General features: G+C 66.7%; 20 protein-coding genes. 9 read left to right on the forward strand and 11 right to left on the reverse strand.

The window, feature by feature from the left end:
* Positions 1 to 13: 13 nt before the first annotated feature.
* Together CWS39_RS04740 and CWS39_RS04745 are read left to right on the forward strand one after the other, a co-directional pair.
* Positions 14 to 667, forward strand: coding sequence for a cutinase family protein (locus CWS39_RS04740; protein ID WP_233213360.1), 654 nt, complete (start codon positions 14 to 16; stop codon positions 665 to 667).
* 53 nt (positions 668 to 720) lie between these two features.
* Complete coding sequence (locus CWS39_RS04745) at positions 721 to 1,428, forward strand: cutinase family protein (protein WP_233213361.1); 708 nt, start codon at positions 721 to 723, stop codon at positions 1,426 to 1,428.
* A gap of 59 nt (positions 1,429 to 1,487) precedes the next feature.
* Here the strand turns inward: CWS39_RS04745 and truA are convergent, their stop codons facing one another.
* From truA to infA, 8 genes are all read right to left on the reverse strand, one after another.
* Complete coding sequence (gene truA / locus CWS39_RS04750) at positions 1,488 to 2,360, reverse strand: tRNA pseudouridine(38-40) synthase TruA (RefSeq protein WP_102141767.1); 873 nt, start codon at positions 2,358 to 2,360, stop codon at positions 1,488 to 1,490.
* Between the two features lie 4 nt (positions 2,361 to 2,364).
* A complete protein-coding gene (gene rplQ / locus CWS39_RS04755; RefSeq protein ID WP_102141768.1) occupies positions 2,365 to 2,958 on the reverse strand; it encodes a 50S ribosomal protein L17 in 594 nt (197 codons plus the stop codon).
* 26 nt (positions 2,959 to 2,984) lie between these two features.
* Positions 2,985 to 4,037, reverse strand: coding sequence for a DNA-directed RNA polymerase subunit alpha (locus CWS39_RS04760; RefSeq protein ID WP_102141769.1), 1,053 nt, complete (start codon positions 4,035 to 4,037; stop codon positions 2,985 to 2,987).
* A gap of 75 nt (positions 4,038 to 4,112) precedes the next feature.
* Positions 4,113 to 4,718 (reverse strand): 30S ribosomal protein S4, encoded by a 606-nt coding sequence (gene rpsD / locus CWS39_RS04765; protein ID WP_102141770.1) that lies wholly within the window; start codon positions 4,716 to 4,718, stop codon positions 4,113 to 4,115.
* 15 nt (positions 4,719 to 4,733) lie between these two features.
* Entirely contained in the window at positions 4,734 to 5,147 is a 414-nt protein-coding gene (rpsK, locus tag CWS39_RS04770) for a 30S ribosomal protein S11 (protein WP_102141771.1), read from the reverse strand.
* A 3-nt stretch (positions 5,148 to 5,150) separates the two neighbouring features.
* The gene (gene rpsM / locus CWS39_RS04775) at positions 5,151 to 5,525 is read right to left on the reverse strand and encodes a 30S ribosomal protein S13 (protein ID WP_102141772.1); all 375 of its coding nucleotides are present in this window, start codon (positions 5,523 to 5,525) and stop codon (positions 5,151 to 5,153) included.
* Between the two features lie 149 nt (positions 5,526 to 5,674).
* The gene (gene rpmJ, locus CWS39_RS04780; protein ID WP_003879483.1) at positions 5,675 to 5,788 is read right to left on the reverse strand and encodes a 50S ribosomal protein L36; all 114 of its coding nucleotides are present in this window, start codon (positions 5,786 to 5,788) and stop codon (positions 5,675 to 5,677) included.
* Between the two features lie 27 nt (positions 5,789 to 5,815).
* Positions 5,816 to 6,037, reverse strand: a complete 222-nt coding sequence (gene infA / locus CWS39_RS04785) for a translation initiation factor IF-1 (protein ID WP_003418601.1) — start codon at positions 6,035 to 6,037, stop codon at positions 5,816 to 5,818.
* 248 nt (positions 6,038 to 6,285) lie between these two features.
* Between infA and CWS39_RS04790 the strand changes: the two genes are divergently transcribed.
* From CWS39_RS04790 to CWS39_RS04805, 4 genes are all read left to right on the forward strand, one after another.
* On the forward strand, positions 6,286 to 7,953 hold the full coding sequence (locus CWS39_RS04790) for an NAD(P)/FAD-dependent oxidoreductase (protein WP_102141773.1): 1,668 nt from the start codon (positions 6,286 to 6,288) through the stop codon (positions 7,951 to 7,953).
* A gap of 13 nt (positions 7,954 to 7,966) precedes the next feature.
* On the forward strand, positions 7,967 to 9,415 hold the full coding sequence (locus CWS39_RS04795; RefSeq protein ID WP_102141774.1) for an ATP-binding protein: 1,449 nt from the start codon (positions 7,967 to 7,969) through the stop codon (positions 9,413 to 9,415).
* A 145-nt stretch (positions 9,416 to 9,560) separates the two neighbouring features.
* Complete coding sequence (locus tag CWS39_RS04800; protein WP_102141775.1) at positions 9,561 to 10,397, forward strand: LLM class F420-dependent oxidoreductase; 837 nt, start codon at positions 9,561 to 9,563, stop codon at positions 10,395 to 10,397.
* Positions 10,398 to 10,408: 11 nt separating this feature from the next.
* On the forward strand, positions 10,409 to 11,251 hold the full coding sequence (locus tag CWS39_RS04805; protein WP_102141776.1) for an LLM class F420-dependent oxidoreductase: 843 nt from the start codon (positions 10,409 to 10,411) through the stop codon (positions 11,249 to 11,251).
* On the opposite strand, the gene CWS39_RS04810 is transcribed toward CWS39_RS04805, so the two are convergent.
* Positions 11,241 to 11,519, reverse strand: a complete 279-nt coding sequence (locus tag CWS39_RS04810; protein ID WP_102141777.1) for a YdeI/OmpD-associated family protein — start codon at positions 11,517 to 11,519, stop codon at positions 11,241 to 11,243. The genes CWS39_RS04805 and CWS39_RS04810 overlap by 11 nt on opposite strands.
* 30 nt (positions 11,520 to 11,549) lie before the next feature.
* Between CWS39_RS04810 and rfbB the strand changes: the two genes are divergently transcribed.
* Together rfbB and rfbC are read left to right on the forward strand one after the other, a co-directional pair.
* Complete coding sequence (gene rfbB, locus CWS39_RS04815) at positions 11,550 to 12,536, forward strand: dTDP-glucose 4,6-dehydratase (protein WP_102141778.1); 987 nt, start codon at positions 11,550 to 11,552, stop codon at positions 12,534 to 12,536.
* Complete coding sequence (gene rfbC / locus CWS39_RS04820; protein WP_102141779.1) at positions 12,533 to 13,144, forward strand: dTDP-4-dehydrorhamnose 3,5-epimerase; 612 nt, start codon at positions 12,533 to 12,535, stop codon at positions 13,142 to 13,144. Before rfbB ends, rfbC begins: the two co-directional genes overlap by 4 nt.
* Here rfbC and CWS39_RS04825 read toward each other — a convergent pair.
* Both CWS39_RS04825 and CWS39_RS04830 read right to left on the reverse strand, forming a co-directional pair.
* Entirely contained in the window at positions 13,141 to 14,550 is a 1,410-nt protein-coding gene (locus CWS39_RS04825) for an APC family permease (RefSeq protein WP_102141780.1), read from the reverse strand. The two genes, rfbC and CWS39_RS04825, sit on opposite strands and share 4 nt — an antisense overlap.
* A complete protein-coding gene (locus tag CWS39_RS04830) occupies positions 14,547 to 15,644 on the reverse strand; it encodes a DmpA family aminopeptidase (RefSeq protein ID WP_102141781.1) in 1,098 nt (365 codons plus the stop codon). The genes CWS39_RS04825 and CWS39_RS04830 overlap by 4 nt, the downstream gene beginning before the upstream one ends.
* Positions 15,645 to 15,742: 98 nt before the next feature.
* Here CWS39_RS04830 and CWS39_RS04835 point away from each other — a divergent pair, with 98 nt between their 5' ends.
* On the forward strand, positions 15,743 to 16,354 hold the full coding sequence (locus CWS39_RS04835; RefSeq protein WP_199177968.1) for a TetR/AcrR family transcriptional regulator: 612 nt from the start codon (positions 15,743 to 15,745) through the stop codon (positions 16,352 to 16,354).
* Positions 16,355 to 16,476: the final 122 nt, after the last annotated feature.

Below are 16,476 nucleotides of genomic sequence, written 5' to 3' on the forward strand. Positions count from 1 at the left end.
GTTAACATTGCCTGTGAATTCTGATCTTGTTCGGCGCCGCCTGCTCGCGGCACTTGTCGCCCTCGTTTTCGCCGCCGGCGTGGTTTCCATCTCCTCCGCCCCAACCGCGTCTGCCGAGCCGTGTCCCGACGTCGAGGTGATCTTCGCCCGCGGCACCGGTGAACCGCCCGGCCTCGGACGCGTCGGCGATGCGTTTGTCGGCGCGCTGCAATCGCAGATCGCACCGAGAAGCGTGGGCGCGTATGCGGTCAACTACGCCGCCAACCGCACCTTCCTCGGCATCGGGGACGGCGCGCGCGACGCCGCCGGCCGCGTGCAGTACATGCGAGATGCATGCCCCGACACCAAGATGGTGCTGGGCGGATTCTCGCAGGGCGCCGCGGTGGTCGACGCCGCAGGCGGCGCGCCTGTGGGCATCCCGCTGGCCCCCGCGATGGCGCCGGATTTGGCGGATCGCGTTGCCGCCGTTGCCGTTTTCGGCAACCCGTCGAACCGGCTCGGCGGGCCCATCACGGCGCTCAGTCCGCTGTTCGGCTACAAGGCCATCGACCTGTGCAACGGAGCCGACCCGATCTGCTCGCAGGGCCGCGACGTCAGCGCGCACAGCCTCTACGTGCAATCCGGAATGGCCAGCCAGGCGGCGAGTTTCGTGGCCGGCCGAGTGTAACGGCAAACACAATTCGAACGACTACGTCAATTGTTAGCGCTACTATCGGCTGGGTGAGTATCGATCGTGGCTCCAGCAACTGGGCTCGCCGGTGGTTCGGCGTTGCCGCATCCGTCCTCGCCGCCGCGGGCCTGTTGGTCGCGCCTGCGGCATTCCCCGGCACCGCTCCGGGCGCCGCGCCGGCCGCACACGCGGAGCCCTGCCCCGACGTCGAAGTGATCTTCGCGCGCGGTCGCACCGAGTCTCCGGGTGTGGGCCGCGTCGGCAACGCCTTTGTCAGCGCGCTGCGGTCGAAGGTCGACAAGAACGTCAACGTCTACGCGGTCAACTACCCCGCCGACGTCGAGGTGGACGAGGGCGCCAACGATATGAGCCGCCGCATCCAGCACATGGCGGCCACGTGTCCGGACACCCGCTTGGTGATCGGCGGCTACTCGCTGGGCGCGGCGGTGACGGACGTGGTGCTGGCCGCGCCGATTTCGGCGTTCGGCTTCAACAGCCCGCTGCCGCCGGGGATGGATCAGCACATCGCGGCCGTCGCCCTGTTCGGCAACGGAGCACCGTGGATCGGCGGCCTGCTGCCCCTGATCAATCCGGCGTACGGGGCCAAGACGGTCGAGAAGTGTCACGGCGCCGACCCGGTCTGCGTGCCCGCCGACCCCGAAACATGGGCGGACAACTGGGGCGATCACAGCGCCGGGCAGTACATCTCGTCGGGGATGGTCAACGAGGCCGCCGACTTCGTCGCGAGCAAGCTCTAACTTGCGATTTCGGCGTAGTTGGTCGCGCTCACCGCGACTGCGCGCGCCGAAATCGCTGGCTACTCGGCGACGCGCAGATCGCGGGTGACTCTGGTACGGGCCTCGAGCTCGTCATCGGGCGGATAGTCCACGCCGACGAGCGTCAGCCCGTGCGCAGGAGCGGCCGCGAAGTCGCTCGAGCGCCGCGCCGCGTCCAACAGGCTTGCGCACCACTGCGGTTCACGACGGTGCTCCCCCACCGCCAGCAGAGCACCGACCAGCGAGCGGACCATCGACCAGCAGAACGCATCGGCGCTGACGTATGCGGTGACAAGATCGCCGTCGCGCACCCACTGCAACCGCTGCAGGTCTCGGATCGTCGTGGCGCCTTCGCGTTGGCGGCAGAACGCGGCGAAATCGTGCAGCCCCAGTAGATCTCGCGACGCAGCAGCCATCGCTTCCACATCCAGCGGGCGCGGCCACGCCACGACATACCGAGCCTGCAACGGCTCCACGCCGTACGGCGCCGTCGACAACCGGTACACGTAGTGTCGGCGCAGTGCCGAGAACCGTGCGTCGAAACCCGCTGGCGCCCTGACGATGTCGAGCACCCGCACATCGGCGGGCAGAAACCGCGCCAAGCGCCGGACCAGTGGCTCAAACTCCGGACCATCGGGCCTCACCCGCGGGTAGGCATGCTTCAACGCCCCAGCGGGCACGTCGACATGGGCCACCTGGCCGGTCGCATGCACGCCGGCGTCGGTGCGCCCCGCCGCGAACAACCGCACCGGCGTGCGGAACACCGTCGACAATGCCTCGTCGAGCACGCCGGCGACGGTGCGCTGCCCGCTTTGGACCGCCCAGCCCGCGAACTCTGTTCCGTCGTAGGCGATATCGAGCCGAAGACGAACGAGCCCGCCATCGGAGTCGATGGCGGGCTCGTCGTCGCTCATGCCCTTAGGACTTGTCGGCATCCTCGTCGGAGTCAGCCTTCTCCTCGGCGACCTCAGCCTCGGCCTCGGCAGTCTGCGCCTCCTCGATGGCGGCGTCGGTTGCCTTGACCTCCGCGACGGTCTCCTCGGCCTTGGGCTCTTCAGCCGGAGCCTCCTCAGCAGCCGGAGCTGCCGCCTTGGCCGGAGCGGCCTTCTTCGACGCAGACGCCCGCCGAGCCCGATTGGCCTCCGCGGTCACCGTCTTCTCCCGCACCAGCTCGATGACGGCCATCGGGGCGTTGTCGCCCTTGCGTGCCTCCACCTTGATGATGCGGGTGTAGCCGCCGTTGCGGTCGGAGAAGAACGGCCCGATCTCGGCGAACAAGGTGTGCACCACATCCTTGTCGCGGATCTTCTTGAGCACCTCACGCCGGTTGTGCAGCGTGCCCTTCTTGGCGTGGGTGATCAGCTTCTCCGCGTACGGCCGCAGCGCCCGGGCCTTGGTCTCGGTGGTCTTGATCCGGCCATGCTCGAACAGCGACGTGGCCAGGTTGGCCAGCATCGCCTTCTGGTGGGCGGACCCACCGCCGAGGCGAGGGCCCTTGGTGGGCTTGGGCATTGGTGACTCCTTGTATTACAAGCGGACTAGAGCTGTTCGGTTTCGGCGTAGTCCTGGTCGTTGTCCAGGTCGTAACCGGCGTCGGCGTTCCAGGTGCCGGTGGCGGCGTCGTAACCCGCCACCTCGGACGGATCAAACGTGGCGGGGCTGTCCTTGAGCGACAGACCCAGCTGGTGCAGCTTGATCTTCACCTCGTCGATGGACTTCTGGCCGAAGTTGCGGATGTCCAGCAGGTCGGACTCCGTACGGGCGACCAGTTCGCCCACCGTGTGCACACCCTCGCGCTTGAGGCAGTTGTACGACCGCACCGTGAGGTCCAGATCGTCGATCGGCAGCGCGAACGACGCGATGTGGTCGGCCTCGGCGGGCGACGGGCCGATCTCGATGCCCTCCGCCTCGACGTTGAGTTCCCGTGCCAGACCGAACAATTCGACCAACGTCTTACCGGCCGAGGCCAGCGCGTCACGCGGCGTGATCGAGTTCTTGGTCTCGACGTCCAGGATCAGTTTGTCGAAGTCGGTGCGCTGCTCGACGCGAGTGGCCTCCACCTTGTAGGTGACCTTGAGCACCGGGCTGTAGATGGAATCGACCGGGATACGCCCGATCTCGGCGCCCGACGCCTTGTTCTGCACGGCGGGCACGTAGCCGCGGCCGCGCTCGACGACCAGCTCGACCTCGAGCTTGCCCTTGTCGGTCAGCGTCGCGATGTGCATGTCCGGGTTGTGCACCGTCACACCGGCCGGCGGCACGATGTCACCCGCGGTGACCTCGCCGGGGCCCTGCTTGCGCAGGTACATGGTGACCGGCTCGTCCTCCTCGGACGAAACGACCAGGCCCTTGAGGTTCAGGATGATGTCGGTGACGTCTTCCTTGACGCCGGGCACGGTGGTGAACTCGTGCAGCACACCGTCGATGCGGATGCTGGTGACCGCCGCGCCGGGAATCGACGACAGCAGTGTGCGCCGAAGCGAATTGCCAAGGGTGTAGCCGAATCCGGGCTCCAACGGCTCGATGACGAACTTGGAGCGATTCTCGGCAATGCTTTCTTCGGACAGTGTGGGTCGCTGAGAGATCAGCATGTTTTCTTTCCTCCTCTACGGCACCCGCTATTTGATGCCGCAAATCCCTTCCGTCATCCGGACGGACGGGAAGTCTTACTTCGAGTAGAGCTCGACGATCAGCTGCTCGGTGAGCGGGACGTCGATCTGCGCGCGCTCCGGCAGCTGATGCACCAGGATGCGCTGGCGTTCGCCCACGACCTGCAGCCAGGACGGGATCGGCCGCTCACCCGCGGTCTCGCGAGCGATCTGGAAGGGAAGCGTGTTCAGCGACTTCTCCTTCACGTCGATGATGTCGTACTGCGACACCCGGTAGCTGGGGATGTCGACCTTGACGCCATTGACCAGGAAGTGCCCGTGGCTGACCAGCTGGCGAGCCATCCGGCGGGTGCGCGCCAGTCCGGCGCGGTACACCACGTTGTCCAGCCGGCTCTCCAGGATGCGCAGCAGGTTGTCACCGGTCTTGCCCGGCTGACGCACGGCCTCGTCGTAGTAGCGACGGAACTGCTTTTCCATCACGCCGTAGGTGAAGCGGGCCTTCTGCTTCTCCTGCAGCTGCTGGCGGTATTCGCTTTCCTTGATGCGCGCGCGGCCGTGCTGACCGGGCGGGTAGGGACGCTTCTCGAACGACTGATCACCACCGACGAGGTCGACGCCCAGGCGGCGCGACTTGCGGGTGGCGGGTCCGGTGTAACGAGCCATAAGTTCTGATTCCTCCTAGACCCTGCGCCGCTTCGGCGGACGGCAGCCGTTGTGCGGCTGCGGCGTGACGTCGGAAATGGCGCCGACCTCGAGGCCGGCGGCCTGCAGCGAGCGGATCGCGGTCTCGCGGCCCGAACCCGGGCCCTTCACGAACACGTCGACCTTGCGCACGCCGTGCTCCTGGGCCTTGCGGGCGGCGTTCTCGGCGGCCAGCTGCGCGGCGAACGGGGTCGACTTGCGCGAACCCTTGAAGCCGACGTGGCCCGACGACGCCCAGGCGATGACATTGCCCTGCGGGTCGGTGATGGTGACGATCGTGTTGTTGAACGTGCTCTTGATGTGCGCGGCGCCGTGCGGGACGTTCTTCTTTTCCCGGCGGCGGGTCTTGGCAGCGCCCTTCTTCGGGGCGGCTTTCTTGGCTTGGGGCATCGGTTACTTGGCCTTCTTCTTGCCGGCGATGGTGCGCTTGGGGCCCTTGCGGGTGCGCGCATTGGTCTTGGTCCGCTGGCCGCGCACCGGCAGGCCGCGACGGTGGCGCAGACCCTGGTAGCAGCCGATCTCGATCTTGCGGCGGATGTCGGCCTGCACCTCGCGGCGCAGATCACCCTCCACCTTGAGGTTGCCCTCGATGTAATCGCGCAGTTGGGTCACCTGATCGTCGGTCAGGTCCTTGGTGCGCATGTTCTTGTCGATGCCGGTGGCTTCCAGGATCTCCTGGGAGCGGGTACGGCCGATGCCGTAGATATAGGTCAACGCGATCTCCATGCGCTTATCGCGCGGCAGATCGACGCCCACGAGACGTGCCATCAGGCGGTGTTCCTTCTTCTAAGCGGAGGTCTGGTCCCAGTCCGTTCCCCGGCTCGGCGGGGGTCCGGCCTCCGTGCCGGACGTACGCGAGCGGCCTATCCGCTCAGTGGAACTGGGATTTCGTCATTAAGTTGTCTGGCAGCTACCGCTTATCCCTGGCGCTGCTTGTGGCGGGGATCGGAGCAGATCACCATGACCCGCCCATGCCGACGGATCACCCTGCACTTGTCGCAAATGGGCTTGACGCTCGGGTTCACCTTCACGGCTGTGTTCGATCCTTCTAGGTCTAGTTACTTGTACCGGTAAACAATGCGGCCCCGGGACAGGTCGTAGGGAGACAACTCCACCACGACGCGGTCCTCGGGCAGGATGCGGATGTAGTGCTGCCGCATCTTGCCGCTGATATGGGCGAGCACCTTGTGACCGTTCTCCAGCTCAATGCGAAACATCGCATTGGGCAGGGGTTCGACCACCCGGCCCTCGACCTCGATGGCACCGTCTTTCTTGGCCATATCCTCCGTCGTCCCTATGTTGGCGCCGCTGGCGCAGCTTCCGCTCCGACTACAAAACGTGAGCCGGGAGCAGGGAATTCCAAGATTCCAGCAGTTCCGGAGCAGGGGCACGCAGGAGTCGGCGCGGTGACCGCACCGTCGGTCCATACTACCTGTTCGGCCGCGGTGCCCAAAATCGCCGAACACCGACGTCAGGGCGCCTGAGCTGAGCCGATATCGATTGGACGTGGCGCGCATACTTGTTACCGATGACCGGCCCCACCTCACAGTCTCGCAAACCCGTCATTCTGACCGTCGACGACGACCCCGCCGTATCCCGTGCGGTGGCGCGCGACCTGCGCCGCCACTACGGCGACGACCACCGGATCGTGCGCGCCGAGTCGGGCCCCGACGCGCTGGAAACACTGTCCGAGCTCAAACTGCGCGGTGACACCGTCGCAGTCTTGGTCGCCGACTACCGCATGCCGCAGATGAGCGGCATCCAGTTCCTCGAAGAGGCGATGGACCTCTACCCCCGGGCCCGGCGGGTGCTGTTGACGGCCTACGCCGACACCCACGCCGCGATCGACGCCATCAACGTCGTCGACCTGGACCATTACCTGCTCAAACCGTGGGATCCGCCCGAGGAGAAGCTCTACCCGGTGATCGACGCGCTGCTCGAGGCCTGGCGCGCCGACGGCGACCGGGTGATCCCCCACACCAAGATCATCGGCCACCCATGGAACGCCCGGTCATCGCAGGTACGGGAGTTCCTGGCGCGCAACGGGCTGTACTACACGTGGATCCGCGCCGACGAACCCGAGGGCCGACGGCTGCTGGAAGCCGCCGACCAGGACGGTCTGACGCTGCCCGTGCTGATCACCGAGCAGGGCGAAACATTGGTGGCCCCGGCCGACACCGAGATCGCCGACCAACTCGGGCTGACCACCACGCCGTCCAAGGACTTCTACGACCTCATCGTGGTCGGCGGCGGGCCGGCCGGGCTGGCGGCCGCGGTGTACGGGGCGTCCGAAGGGCTCAAGACGGTACTGATCGAACGCACCGCGACGGGCGGGCAGGCCGGCCAGAGTTCACGCATCGAGAACTACCTTGGCTTCCCCGACGGCGTCTCGGGCGGCCAGCTCGCCGACCGCGCCCGCAGGCAGGCCGAGAAGTTCGGCGCCGAGCTGATCACCGCCCGCAAGGCGGTGGCGCTCGAAGTCAACGGTTCGGCGCGCACCATCCGGTTCGAAGACGGCGCCTCCATCGACGCCCACGCCGTGATCTTGGCCACCGGCGTCTCCTACCGGCAGCTGCCCGCGATCGGATGCGAGAAGCTCACCGGCGCCGGGGTCTACTACGGCGCCAGCACCTCGATCGCGACCGACTGCGGCGGCGAAGAGGTGTACGTCGTCGGCGGCGCGAACTCCGCCGGGCAGGCCGCGGTGAACCTGTCGAAGTACGCCAAGTCGGTGACGCTCGTCGTGCGGGGCCCGTCGCTGGAAGCGTCGATGTCGTACTACCTGATCCAGCAGGTGGAGGCCATCGACAACATCAAGGTGCGCACCTGCACCGTCGTCAAGGAAGTGTGCGGCGACGGCCACCTGGAACGGCTGGTCCTCGAGGACCAACGCACCGGCGCGACCGAGGAAGTCGCATGTGCTCGCATGTTTATCTTCATCGGCGCCGAACCGCGCACCGAGTGGCTGGACGGCGTGGTGGCCCGCGACGACTACGGCTTCGTGCTGGCCGGCCCCGACCTGCGCAACGTCTGCGGCTGGACGCTGGACCGCCCGCCGCACCACCTGGAAACAAGCGTGCCCGGTGTGTTTGTTGCAGGTGATGTGCGCGCCGAATCCGCCAAGCGGGTGGCGGCGGCCGTCGGCGACGGATCGATGGCCGTGATGCTGGTGCACCGCTACCTGGCCGAGGCATGAGGAGCTGATTGCGATGGGCGAGACCTGTCTGCCCGACGAACTGCGCACGCTGTTCCTGTTCGAGGCGCTGTCCGACCGACAGCTGCAGATGCTGTGCGAAAACGGGCACATCCAGACCTTCGAGCCCGGCCCGATCTGCACCGAAGGCGAGCCCGCGACGTGCTTCTACGTGCTGCTCGACGGCGAGTTGGTGATGTCGAAGCGCTCGGGCGGCGTGGACATCGAGACCAACCGGACCTCGCAGCGTGGCGTGTACGCCGGTGCGTGGTCGGCGTACATCCCCGGCGAGGAGCACGTCTACCAAGCCTCGGTGCGGGTGACCAAGCCGTCCCGGTTCTTCGTGCTCGACGCCGACGCGTTCGCGCGGTTCATGCAGTCGGAGTTTCCGATGGCCGTGCACCTGATCGAAGGCCACCGGGTCGGCGGTATGCGAACTCGGCAGATCATCGATCAGCGCGAGAAGCTGCTGGCGCTGGGCACCATCACCGCCGGGCTGACCCACCAGCTCAACAATCCCGCCGCGGCCACCGCCCGGGCCGTCGCCGAGCTTCGCGAGGACCTCGGCAAGATGCGCCACAAGCTGGCGATGCTGGCCGACGGCAAGTTCACGCCCCAGGCGCTGCGGGTGCTGGTCAGCATCCAGGATGAGGTCGCCGAGCAGGTCGCGAAGTCCAAGTCGGAACAGCTCACCTCGCTGGAGGCTGCGGACCGCGAGGAACGTCTCGGTGAATGGCTTGAGGAGCAAGGCATTTCGGGTGCGTGGGATTATGCGCCGACGTTCGTCGACGCCGGGTTGGACATCGATTGGCTAGAACGCATCTCGGCATCGGTCGACGAAGTGGACGCGTCGGCGTCGCTGCAGGGCGCCATCGGCTGGCTGAACTACACCATCAAGACCGAACTGCTGATGAAGGAGATCGCCGACGCCAGCGAGCGCATCTCCAAACTGCTGGCCGGCGCCAAGCAGTACTCGCAGATGGATCGCGCGCCGTATCAGAACGCCAATGTTCACGAACTGCTGCACTCCACCCTCAAGACGATCTTCGGCGACAAGGTGGGCGGCGACAAGCCGATCAAGCTGGTCAAGGAATGGGATAAGTCGCTGCCCGAAATTGCTTGCTATCCAGGTGATTTGAACGAAGTGTGGACGAACGTCATTCACAATGCGATACAGGCGATGGACGGTGCTGGCACGCTGACCATCCGGACCATGCGGGAAAACGAGCAGATGATCCGGGTGGAGATCTGCGACGACGGCCCCGGCATCCCCGACGACATCGTGGACCGCATCTTCACGCCGTTCTTCACCACCAAACCCTTCGGCGAGGGCACCGGGCTCGGGCTGGATTTGGCCCGCCGCATCGTCGTCGAAAAACACCACGGCGACCTGCGGGTGGAGTCGCGTCCGGGCGATACTCGCTTCATCGTGCTGCTACCGCTGAACGCGCCAGCGCCGGAGTAGCGGACAGCGCCGGACGCCGCGAGGCTGTCGTTGTCGTGGATAAGTGCGAGAAGGGACCACGATAACCACAGTTTCGCGGCGCGGTGCGACCTCTCGTCGTCTCCGCCCAGGAATAGCCGACACCGAGGATCAGGTTGACCCCACCATGACCGACGCAAAACCCGATCTCGGCAAGTTCGGATCATTCGGCCGGGGCGTGACGCCACAGCAAGCAAAAGACATCGAGGCGCTGGGCTACGGCGCCGTGTGGGTGGGCGGGTCACCACCCGCCGCGCTGGACTGGGTCGAGCCCATCTTGGAGGCGACGACGACGCTGCAGGTGGCCACCGGCATCGTCAACATCTGGACCGCCGCGGCGGGACCGGTCGCCGAATCTTTTCACCGCATCGAGGCGGCGCATCCGGGCCGCTTCCTGCTCGGCATCGGTGTCGGGCATCGCGAGGCGCACCAGGAGTACCGCAAACCCGTTGAAGCGCTGAGAGATTACCTCGACAAGCTGGACGAGTACGGCGTCCCCAAGCAGCGGCGGGTGGTGGCCGCGCTCGGGCCGAAGGTCCTGCAGCTGTCCGCGCGGCGGTCCGCGGGCGCCCATCCGTACCTGACCACGCCCGAACACACCGCGAAGGCCCGCGAGCTCATCGGGCCTGAGGCCTTCCTTGCGCCCGAACACAAGGTCGTGTTGACGACAGACGCGGAGAAGGCCCGCGCCGTCGGCCGCAAGGCGCTCGACATTTACCTCAACCTGAATAATTACGTGAACAACTGGAAGCGGTTGGGCTTCACTGACGACGACGTGGCACGGCCCGGCAGCGACCGACTCGTCGACGCCGTCGTCGCGTACGGCACCGTCGACGCCATCGCGGCGCGGCTGCGAGAACATCTCGACGCGGGCGCCGATCACGTGCCCGTGCAGGTGCTGACCGGACCGGACAAGTTAGTACCGGCGCTTGCCGAGCTGGCCGGACCACTTGGCCTGAACTGAGGGGATTCGACATGACCGAACTCAAGCCCGAGCTTGGCCGCTACGGGGTGTGGACCGGTGGCCCGGTGCAGCCGGAGCAGGCCGTCGAAATAGAGAAGCTCGGCTACGGCGCGGTGTGGGTGGGCGGATCGCCTGCTGCCGAATTGTCGTTCGTGGAGCCGATTCTGGAGCAGACGCAGAGACTGCAGGTGGCTACCGGCATCGTCAACATCTGGACCGCCGACGCCAAGGCGGTCGCCGAGTCCTTCCACCGTATCGAGGCCGCGTATCCGGGCCGGTTTCTGCTCGGCATTGGCGTCGGCCATCCGGAGCACACCCAGGAGTACCGCAAACCCTACGACGCCCTAGTCGCCTACCTCGACGAACTCGACAAGGCCAAGGTGCCGACCAGCCGGCTGGTCGTCGCCGCGCTGGGACCCAAGGTGCTCAAGCTGTCCGCCCAGCGCAGCGCCGGTGCACACCCCTACCTGACCACGCCTGAGCACACCGCCTGGGCGCGCGAGTTGATCGGCAACACAGTGTTTTTGGCGCCTGAGCACAAGGTGGTGCTGACAACCGATGCCGAGCAGGCACGCGAGATCGGCCGCCAGAGCGTGGGCTTCTATCTCGACCTGAGCAACTACGTGAACAACTGGAAGCGGTTGGGCTTCACCGACGCCGACGTCGCCAAACCGGGCAGCAACAGGCTCATCGACTCGGTCGTCGCCTACGGCACCCCAGCTCAGATCGCGCGGCGTCTCGGTGAGCACATCGAGGCCGGCGCCGACCACGTGACCATTCAGGTGCTGGGCGGCTGGGACAAGCTGATTCCGACGCTGACGGAGCTCGCCGGCCCGCTGGGCCTCACGAGCTGACGGCTTTGCCTGTGCGCTCGCGGTGCTTGCACCCCGGCCAGCAGCACGGGCGGCGCTTACCTTCCTCCAGCTCTTCGAGGGTCCGTCGGATGCGGCGCTCACGGGTCACCTGCTGCTTGGCGTCTTCCACCCAGCAGATGAACTCGTTGCGCGCCAAGGGCGTGATGTCGTTCCAGGCGTCGAGTGCTGCACCGTCGCCGACCAATGCGGTGCGGAGATCCGCCGGCAGCTTGTGCACCACACCGCCCGGTACTCGTTGGCTGCTCACACGGCCAGGGTAGCCCGCTAGGGTTGACCCATGCGGTTGCTGGTCACCGGCGGCGCGGGGTTCATCGGCGCCAACTTCGTGCACGGCAGCGTGCGCGATCACGAGGTGACCGTGCTCGACGCGTTGACCTACGCGGGCAGCCGCGAAGCGCTGGCGCCGGTGGCCGGCGACATCCGCCTGGTCGAGGGTGACGTCACCGACGCGGAACTGGTCACCAAGCTGGTCGCCGAGGCCGATGCCGTCGTCCACTTCGCCGCCGAAACGCACGTCGACAACGCGCTGGCCGATCCCGAACCGTTCCTGCGCTCCAACGTCGTCGGCACGTTCACGATCCTCGAAGCCGTCCGCCGCCACGGAGTGCGGCTGCACCACGTGTCGACCGACGAGGTGTACGGCGACCTGGAATTGGACACCCGGCGGCGGTTCACCGAAGAAACCCCGTACAACCCGTCGAGCCCTTACTCGTCGACCAAGGCCGCCGCCGACATGCTGGTCCGTGCCTGGGTGCGGTCCTACGGTGTGCGCGCGACGATTTCGAACTGCTCCAACAACTACGGGCCCTACCAACATGTGGAGAAGTTCATCCCGCGCACGATCACCAACGTGCTCACCGGGCGACGGCCCAAGCTGTACGGCAGTGGCGCCAACGTGCGCGACTGGATCCACGTCGATGACCACAACGCCGCGGTGTGGCGCATCCTCGCCGACGGCCAGGCCGGCCGCACGTATCTCATTGGCGCGGAATGTGAACGCGACAACCTGACGGTGATCCGCACGATTCTGACGTTGATGGGCCGCGATCCCGACGATTTCGACCATGTCACCGACCGCGCCGGCCACGACCTGCGCTACGCCATCGACCCGACACCGCTGTACGACGAATTGGGTTGGGCCCCAAAGCACACCGACTTCGACGAGGGTTTGCGCGCTACTATCGACTGGTATCGCGACAACGAATCCTGGTGGGGACCATTGAAGGACGTCGTCGAGGCCGCCTACGAGGAGCGGGGCCAGTGACGGTGCGTGAGCTCGCGGTGCCCGGCGCGTGGGAGATCACTCCCCAGCTGCACTCCGACGCGCGCGGGGTGTTCTTCGAGTGGTTCACCGAAGCGGAGTTCACCGCGTTCGCCGGGCATCGGTTCGATCTGCGGCAGGCAAACTGTTCGGTGTCGGCGGCCGGCGTGCTGCGTGGACTGCACTTCGCGCAGGTGCCACCGAGCCAGGCCAAGTACGTGACGTGCCTGCACGGTGCGGTGTTCGACGTGGTGGTCGACATCCGCGTCGGCTCACCGACATTCGGCCGCTGGGATGCAGTGCAGCTCGACGACCGGACCCGCCGATCGGTGTACATCTCCGAGGGGCTGGGGCATGGTTTCCTTGCCCTGGAAGATGATTCGACGGTGGCCTACCTGTGCTCGGCGAGCTACAACCCAGCCCGCGAGCACACCATCAACGCCCTTGACCCTGCCCTGCGCATCGCGTGGCCGGTGGTCGACGGCGAGCCGATCACCTCCGAACGCGACCGCGAGGCGCCGACACTGGACGAGGTCCGCGCCACCGGCCTGCTGCCGACGTGGGAGGAATCGCAGGCGTTCGTCGAGGAGCTACGCCGTCGCTCTCGCTAGTTCGCGGTCGGCTGCCCCACGAGCGCGCCGATAACCAGACCCACGAACGGCACCGCCGCCAGGATGGCGCTCAGTGTGGCGCTGCCGCCAGTCACCAGTGTGAAGTTCGTCAGCACCAACCACAGGCTCACGAGCAGGCCCACACATGCGAGCGCCGGGGCGATCCGCGTCTGCCACACGCGGCCGGCCGCCTGCTCGCGGTGCCGCGCGAAGTAGACGAGGACGGCCACCGACGTGGTGAGCATCAGCAACACCATCCCGACAGTTGCCACTCCCGCCATCGAGCCGAAGACTCCGACCAAAGGGTCGACCCCGAGAAGCGCGAGCACGCCCACGATTAGCGCCGCCGTGATCGTCTGCACCACCGAAGACACCCCAGGTGAGCCGTGCCGGGGGTGCACACTCGCGAGCCGGCTTGGCAGCAAGCCTTTTCCGGCGAGCACGAACTGATAGCGCGCGATCACATTGTGAAACGACAGCACGCAGGCGAACAGGCTGGTGATCAGCAGAACGTTGACCACATCGCGGCCGATGCGTCCCAGGTTGTCATTGGTGGTGTCCAGCAACATGTTTGCCTCGCCGTCGAGCGTGCGCTGTGCGGTTTCGGTGACGAGGTCGGGGCCGATCGCGACGACGAACGCCCAGCACGTCAGCGCGTAGAAGCCGCCGATGATCAACACCGCGGCATACGTCGCCCGCGGAATCGTGCGCTCCGGGTCGCGGGCCTCGTCGCGGAACACCGCGGTGGCCTCGAAGCCGATGAAACCCGTCAGCGCGAACAGCACGGCGATGCCCAAGGCGCCCTGCATGAAGACGTCGGGGGTGAACGAGGCGACCGTTAGGCCGGCCGGACCGGGATTCGCGACGATCACCAGGTCGAGCAGGACGACGATGCTGATCTCCAGGGCGAGGGCCACGCCGAGCACCTTGGCGCTGAGCTCGATATGGCGGTAGCCGAGAAACGCGACGATCGCCAGGATCGCGAATGAGTAGACGGGCCAGGCGATTTGAGGTCCGCCGTAGAACCGCACGGTGTCGTCGATGGCCCACCCGATGTAGCCGTAAATCCCCACCTGAATCGCGGTGTAGGCGATGAGCGCGACGACGGCGATGCCCATACCCAAGCGCTTGCCCAGGCCGAGGGTCACGTAGGAGTAGAACGCGCCGGCCTCGGGCACATGCGGCGTCATCGTCACGAAGCCGATGCTGAACAGCAGCAGCACGAGCGCGGCGATGAGGAAGCCCACTGGCGCACCTGCACCGTTGCCCAATCCCATCGCCAGCGGCATGTTGCCGCCGATGACGGTCAGCGGCGCCGCGGCGGCCACCACCATGAAGACGACGGCGATCGGGCCGAGTTGTCCGTGCAGGCGCTGGGATTCGACGGTGGGGGTGTCGGTGCTCATCGGTCCTCCTGGGCCAGTGCCTTGCGGAACAGCGAGTGGTCAAGGGCGTGGACGGTTCGGCCGTCGCGCCCGGTGAGGGTGGTGGCGGCGACGAGCGCGTTGACGATCGCCTCCTCGGTGGCCTCGATCGTCAGGTCGAACAGCCGCGTCATCAGTTGCGGCGCGACCATCCGCAGGGGCACTTCGGGCCGTGCGGTGTCGGGGTCGTCGTCCCAGGCGTACGGCGGGATGCCGCGGTTCCCGGTGGCGAAGGCCAGCATCAGGTCGCCGCTGTACTGCTCGCCGGTGCCGCCGAGGCGGCTGACCGCGAGCGCCGATCGTTGCGCCAGCCGCGTGCACTGGTGCGGCAGCAGGGGCGCGTCGGTCGCCACGATGACGACGATCGATCCGGACCCCGGCTCGTACTCGCGCGGCATTTCTGGCACGGGCACCAGGTCGGGCCCGATCAACTCCCCTACGGGAATCCCGTTGACGCGCAACCGTTCCCGGCGGCCGTGATTGGCCTGCACCAAGACGCCCACCGTGTATCGACCCGCGGCGGTGTCGGTGATCCGCGACGCTGTGCCGATGCCGCCCTTGAAGCCGTGGCAGATCATCCCGGTTCCGCCGCCGACGTTTCCTTCCGCGACGGGACCGCTGCTGGCGGCGGCCAGCGCGGCGTGCACGTGTTCGGCGCGCACATGGTGGCCGTTGATGTCGTTGAGCAGCCCGTCATAGGTTTCGCCGACGACGGGCAGCGACCAGTACAGCCCGTCGCCGCGGGCCTGCACCTGCGCGTCGACCAGTGCGTCGCGCACCACGCCGACGCTGTGGGTGTTGGTGAGCGCGACCGCGGTGGTGAGTTCACCGGACTCGCGGATCCATTCCAGGCCGGTGAGTTCGCCGCTGCCGTTGAGCCGGTGCGCGCCTGCGAACACCGGTTCGTTCCAGATGTTGCGGTGAGGTTCGACGACGGTGACACCGGTGTGCACGGCGGGTGGCCCGGCCTGCTGGATCGTGGCGTGGCCGACCCGGACGCCCGCAACGTCGGTGATGGCGTTGTGCGGGCCGGTCGGATGTTCACCGACGACGACGCCGAGATCTCGCGCGCGCATGGGGCCTTCCGCTCCGAGTTTTTTTCACATTTGGAAAATAATGGACGTGCCAGGCCGCTCGCGCAAGAGAAACGGCGAAAATCGGTAAGGATGGATGCGTGGCACGGCCTAATCGACAGGCAGAACGACGCGAGGAGATCCTCGATGCCGCGATCGCGCTGATCGAACGCCACGACCTGGCCACGCTGAAAATCGCCGACATCGCCGCCGAGCTCGGGCTTACCGCCAACGCGGTGCGCTATTACTTCAAGGAGATGGACCAGCTGCTCTCGGAGCTGGCGCAGCGGTCCGACACCCGCTTCTACGACGACCGGCTCGCCGTGGTCGAACGCACCGAAGATGTCCGCGAACAACTCGCATTGACCATCGCGGCAGGGCTTCCAACGGGCCCGGAAGACGCTGAGTGGCGGGCGATCTGGCGCGCGGTACTGGCTGCGGGCTTCGAATTGGACCAGCGCCGCGACGTGCAGCACATCTACCACCGGCAGGTGGATCTGTACACGCAGATCCTCGACGCGGGCGCCAAGGCAGGCACCTTTCGCCTCGGCTCGCCCGCCCGCGATATCGCGCTGACGCTGATGGCAATGGAGGACTACCTGGGTTATCGCATCGTCGCGCGTGATCCCGCGATGAGTCGTGAGACCGCGCTGCGGCTCATGCGGCAGTACGCGGAGCTTGCGACGGGCGCGCAGCTGCCCGACACGGTGTGAGCGACGAGGCCATAACGCGCATGCCGCGATGTCGACTGTGCGGTCACCGCGTCGAGAGTGCATCCACTGCGGAAACTCCGCTGATCACGCGCAGTGTGTTCACCCTCGAAGCAGCCAGCGCA

Origin of the sequence: Mycobacterium hubeiense (genome assembly GCF_002838065.1) — a bacterium.
Classification (GTDB): domain Bacteria; phylum Actinomycetota; class Actinomycetes; order Mycobacteriales; family Mycobacteriaceae; genus Mycobacterium; species Mycobacterium hubeiense.

Bases quoted from the DNA above. Each gene is read 5' to 3' on its own strand.
- truA (WP_102141767.1), bottom strand. From the start codon at position 2,360: ATGAGCGACGACGAGCCCGCCATCGACTCCGATGGCGGGCTCGTTCGT.
- rplQ (WP_102141768.1), bottom strand. From the start codon at position 2,958: ATGCCCAAGCCCACCAAGGGCCCTCGCCTCGGCGGTGGGTCCGCCCAC.
- CWS39_RS04760 (WP_102141769.1), bottom strand. From the start codon at position 4,037: ATGCTGATCTCTCAGCGACCCACACTGTCCGAAGAAAGCATTGCCGAG.
- rpsD (WP_102141770.1), bottom strand. From the start codon at position 4,718: ATGGCTCGTTACACCGGACCCGCCACCCGCAAGTCGCGCCGCCTGGGC.
- rpsK (WP_102141771.1), bottom strand. From the start codon at position 5,147: ATGCCCCAAGCCAAGAAAGCCGCCCCGAAGAAGGGCGCTGCCAAGACC.
- rpsM (WP_102141772.1), bottom strand. From the start codon at position 5,525: ATGGCACGTCTCGTGGGCGTCGATCTGCCGCGCGATAAGCGCATGGAG.
- infA (WP_003418601.1), bottom strand. From the start codon at position 6,037: ATGGCCAAGAAAGACGGTGCCATCGAGGTCGAGGGCCGGGTGGTCGAA.
- CWS39_RS04790 (WP_102141773.1), top strand. From the start codon at position 6,286: ATGACCGGCCCCACCTCACAGTCTCGCAAACCCGTCATTCTGACCGTC.
- CWS39_RS04795 (WP_102141774.1), top strand. From the start codon at position 7,967: ATGGGCGAGACCTGTCTGCCCGACGAACTGCGCACGCTGTTCCTGTTC.
- CWS39_RS04800 (WP_102141775.1), top strand. From the start codon at position 9,561: ATGACCGACGCAAAACCCGATCTCGGCAAGTTCGGATCATTCGGCCGG.
- CWS39_RS04805 (WP_102141776.1), top strand. From the start codon at position 10,409: ATGACCGAACTCAAGCCCGAGCTTGGCCGCTACGGGGTGTGGACCGGT.
- rfbB (WP_102141778.1), top strand. From the start codon at position 11,550: ATGCGGTTGCTGGTCACCGGCGGCGCGGGGTTCATCGGCGCCAACTTC.
- CWS39_RS04825 (WP_102141780.1), bottom strand. From the start codon at position 14,550: ATGAGCACCGACACCCCCACCGTCGAATCCCAGCGCCTGCACGGACAA.
- CWS39_RS04830 (WP_102141781.1), bottom strand. From the start codon at position 15,644: ATGCGCGCGCGAGATCTCGGCGTCGTCGTCGGTGAACATCCGACCGGC.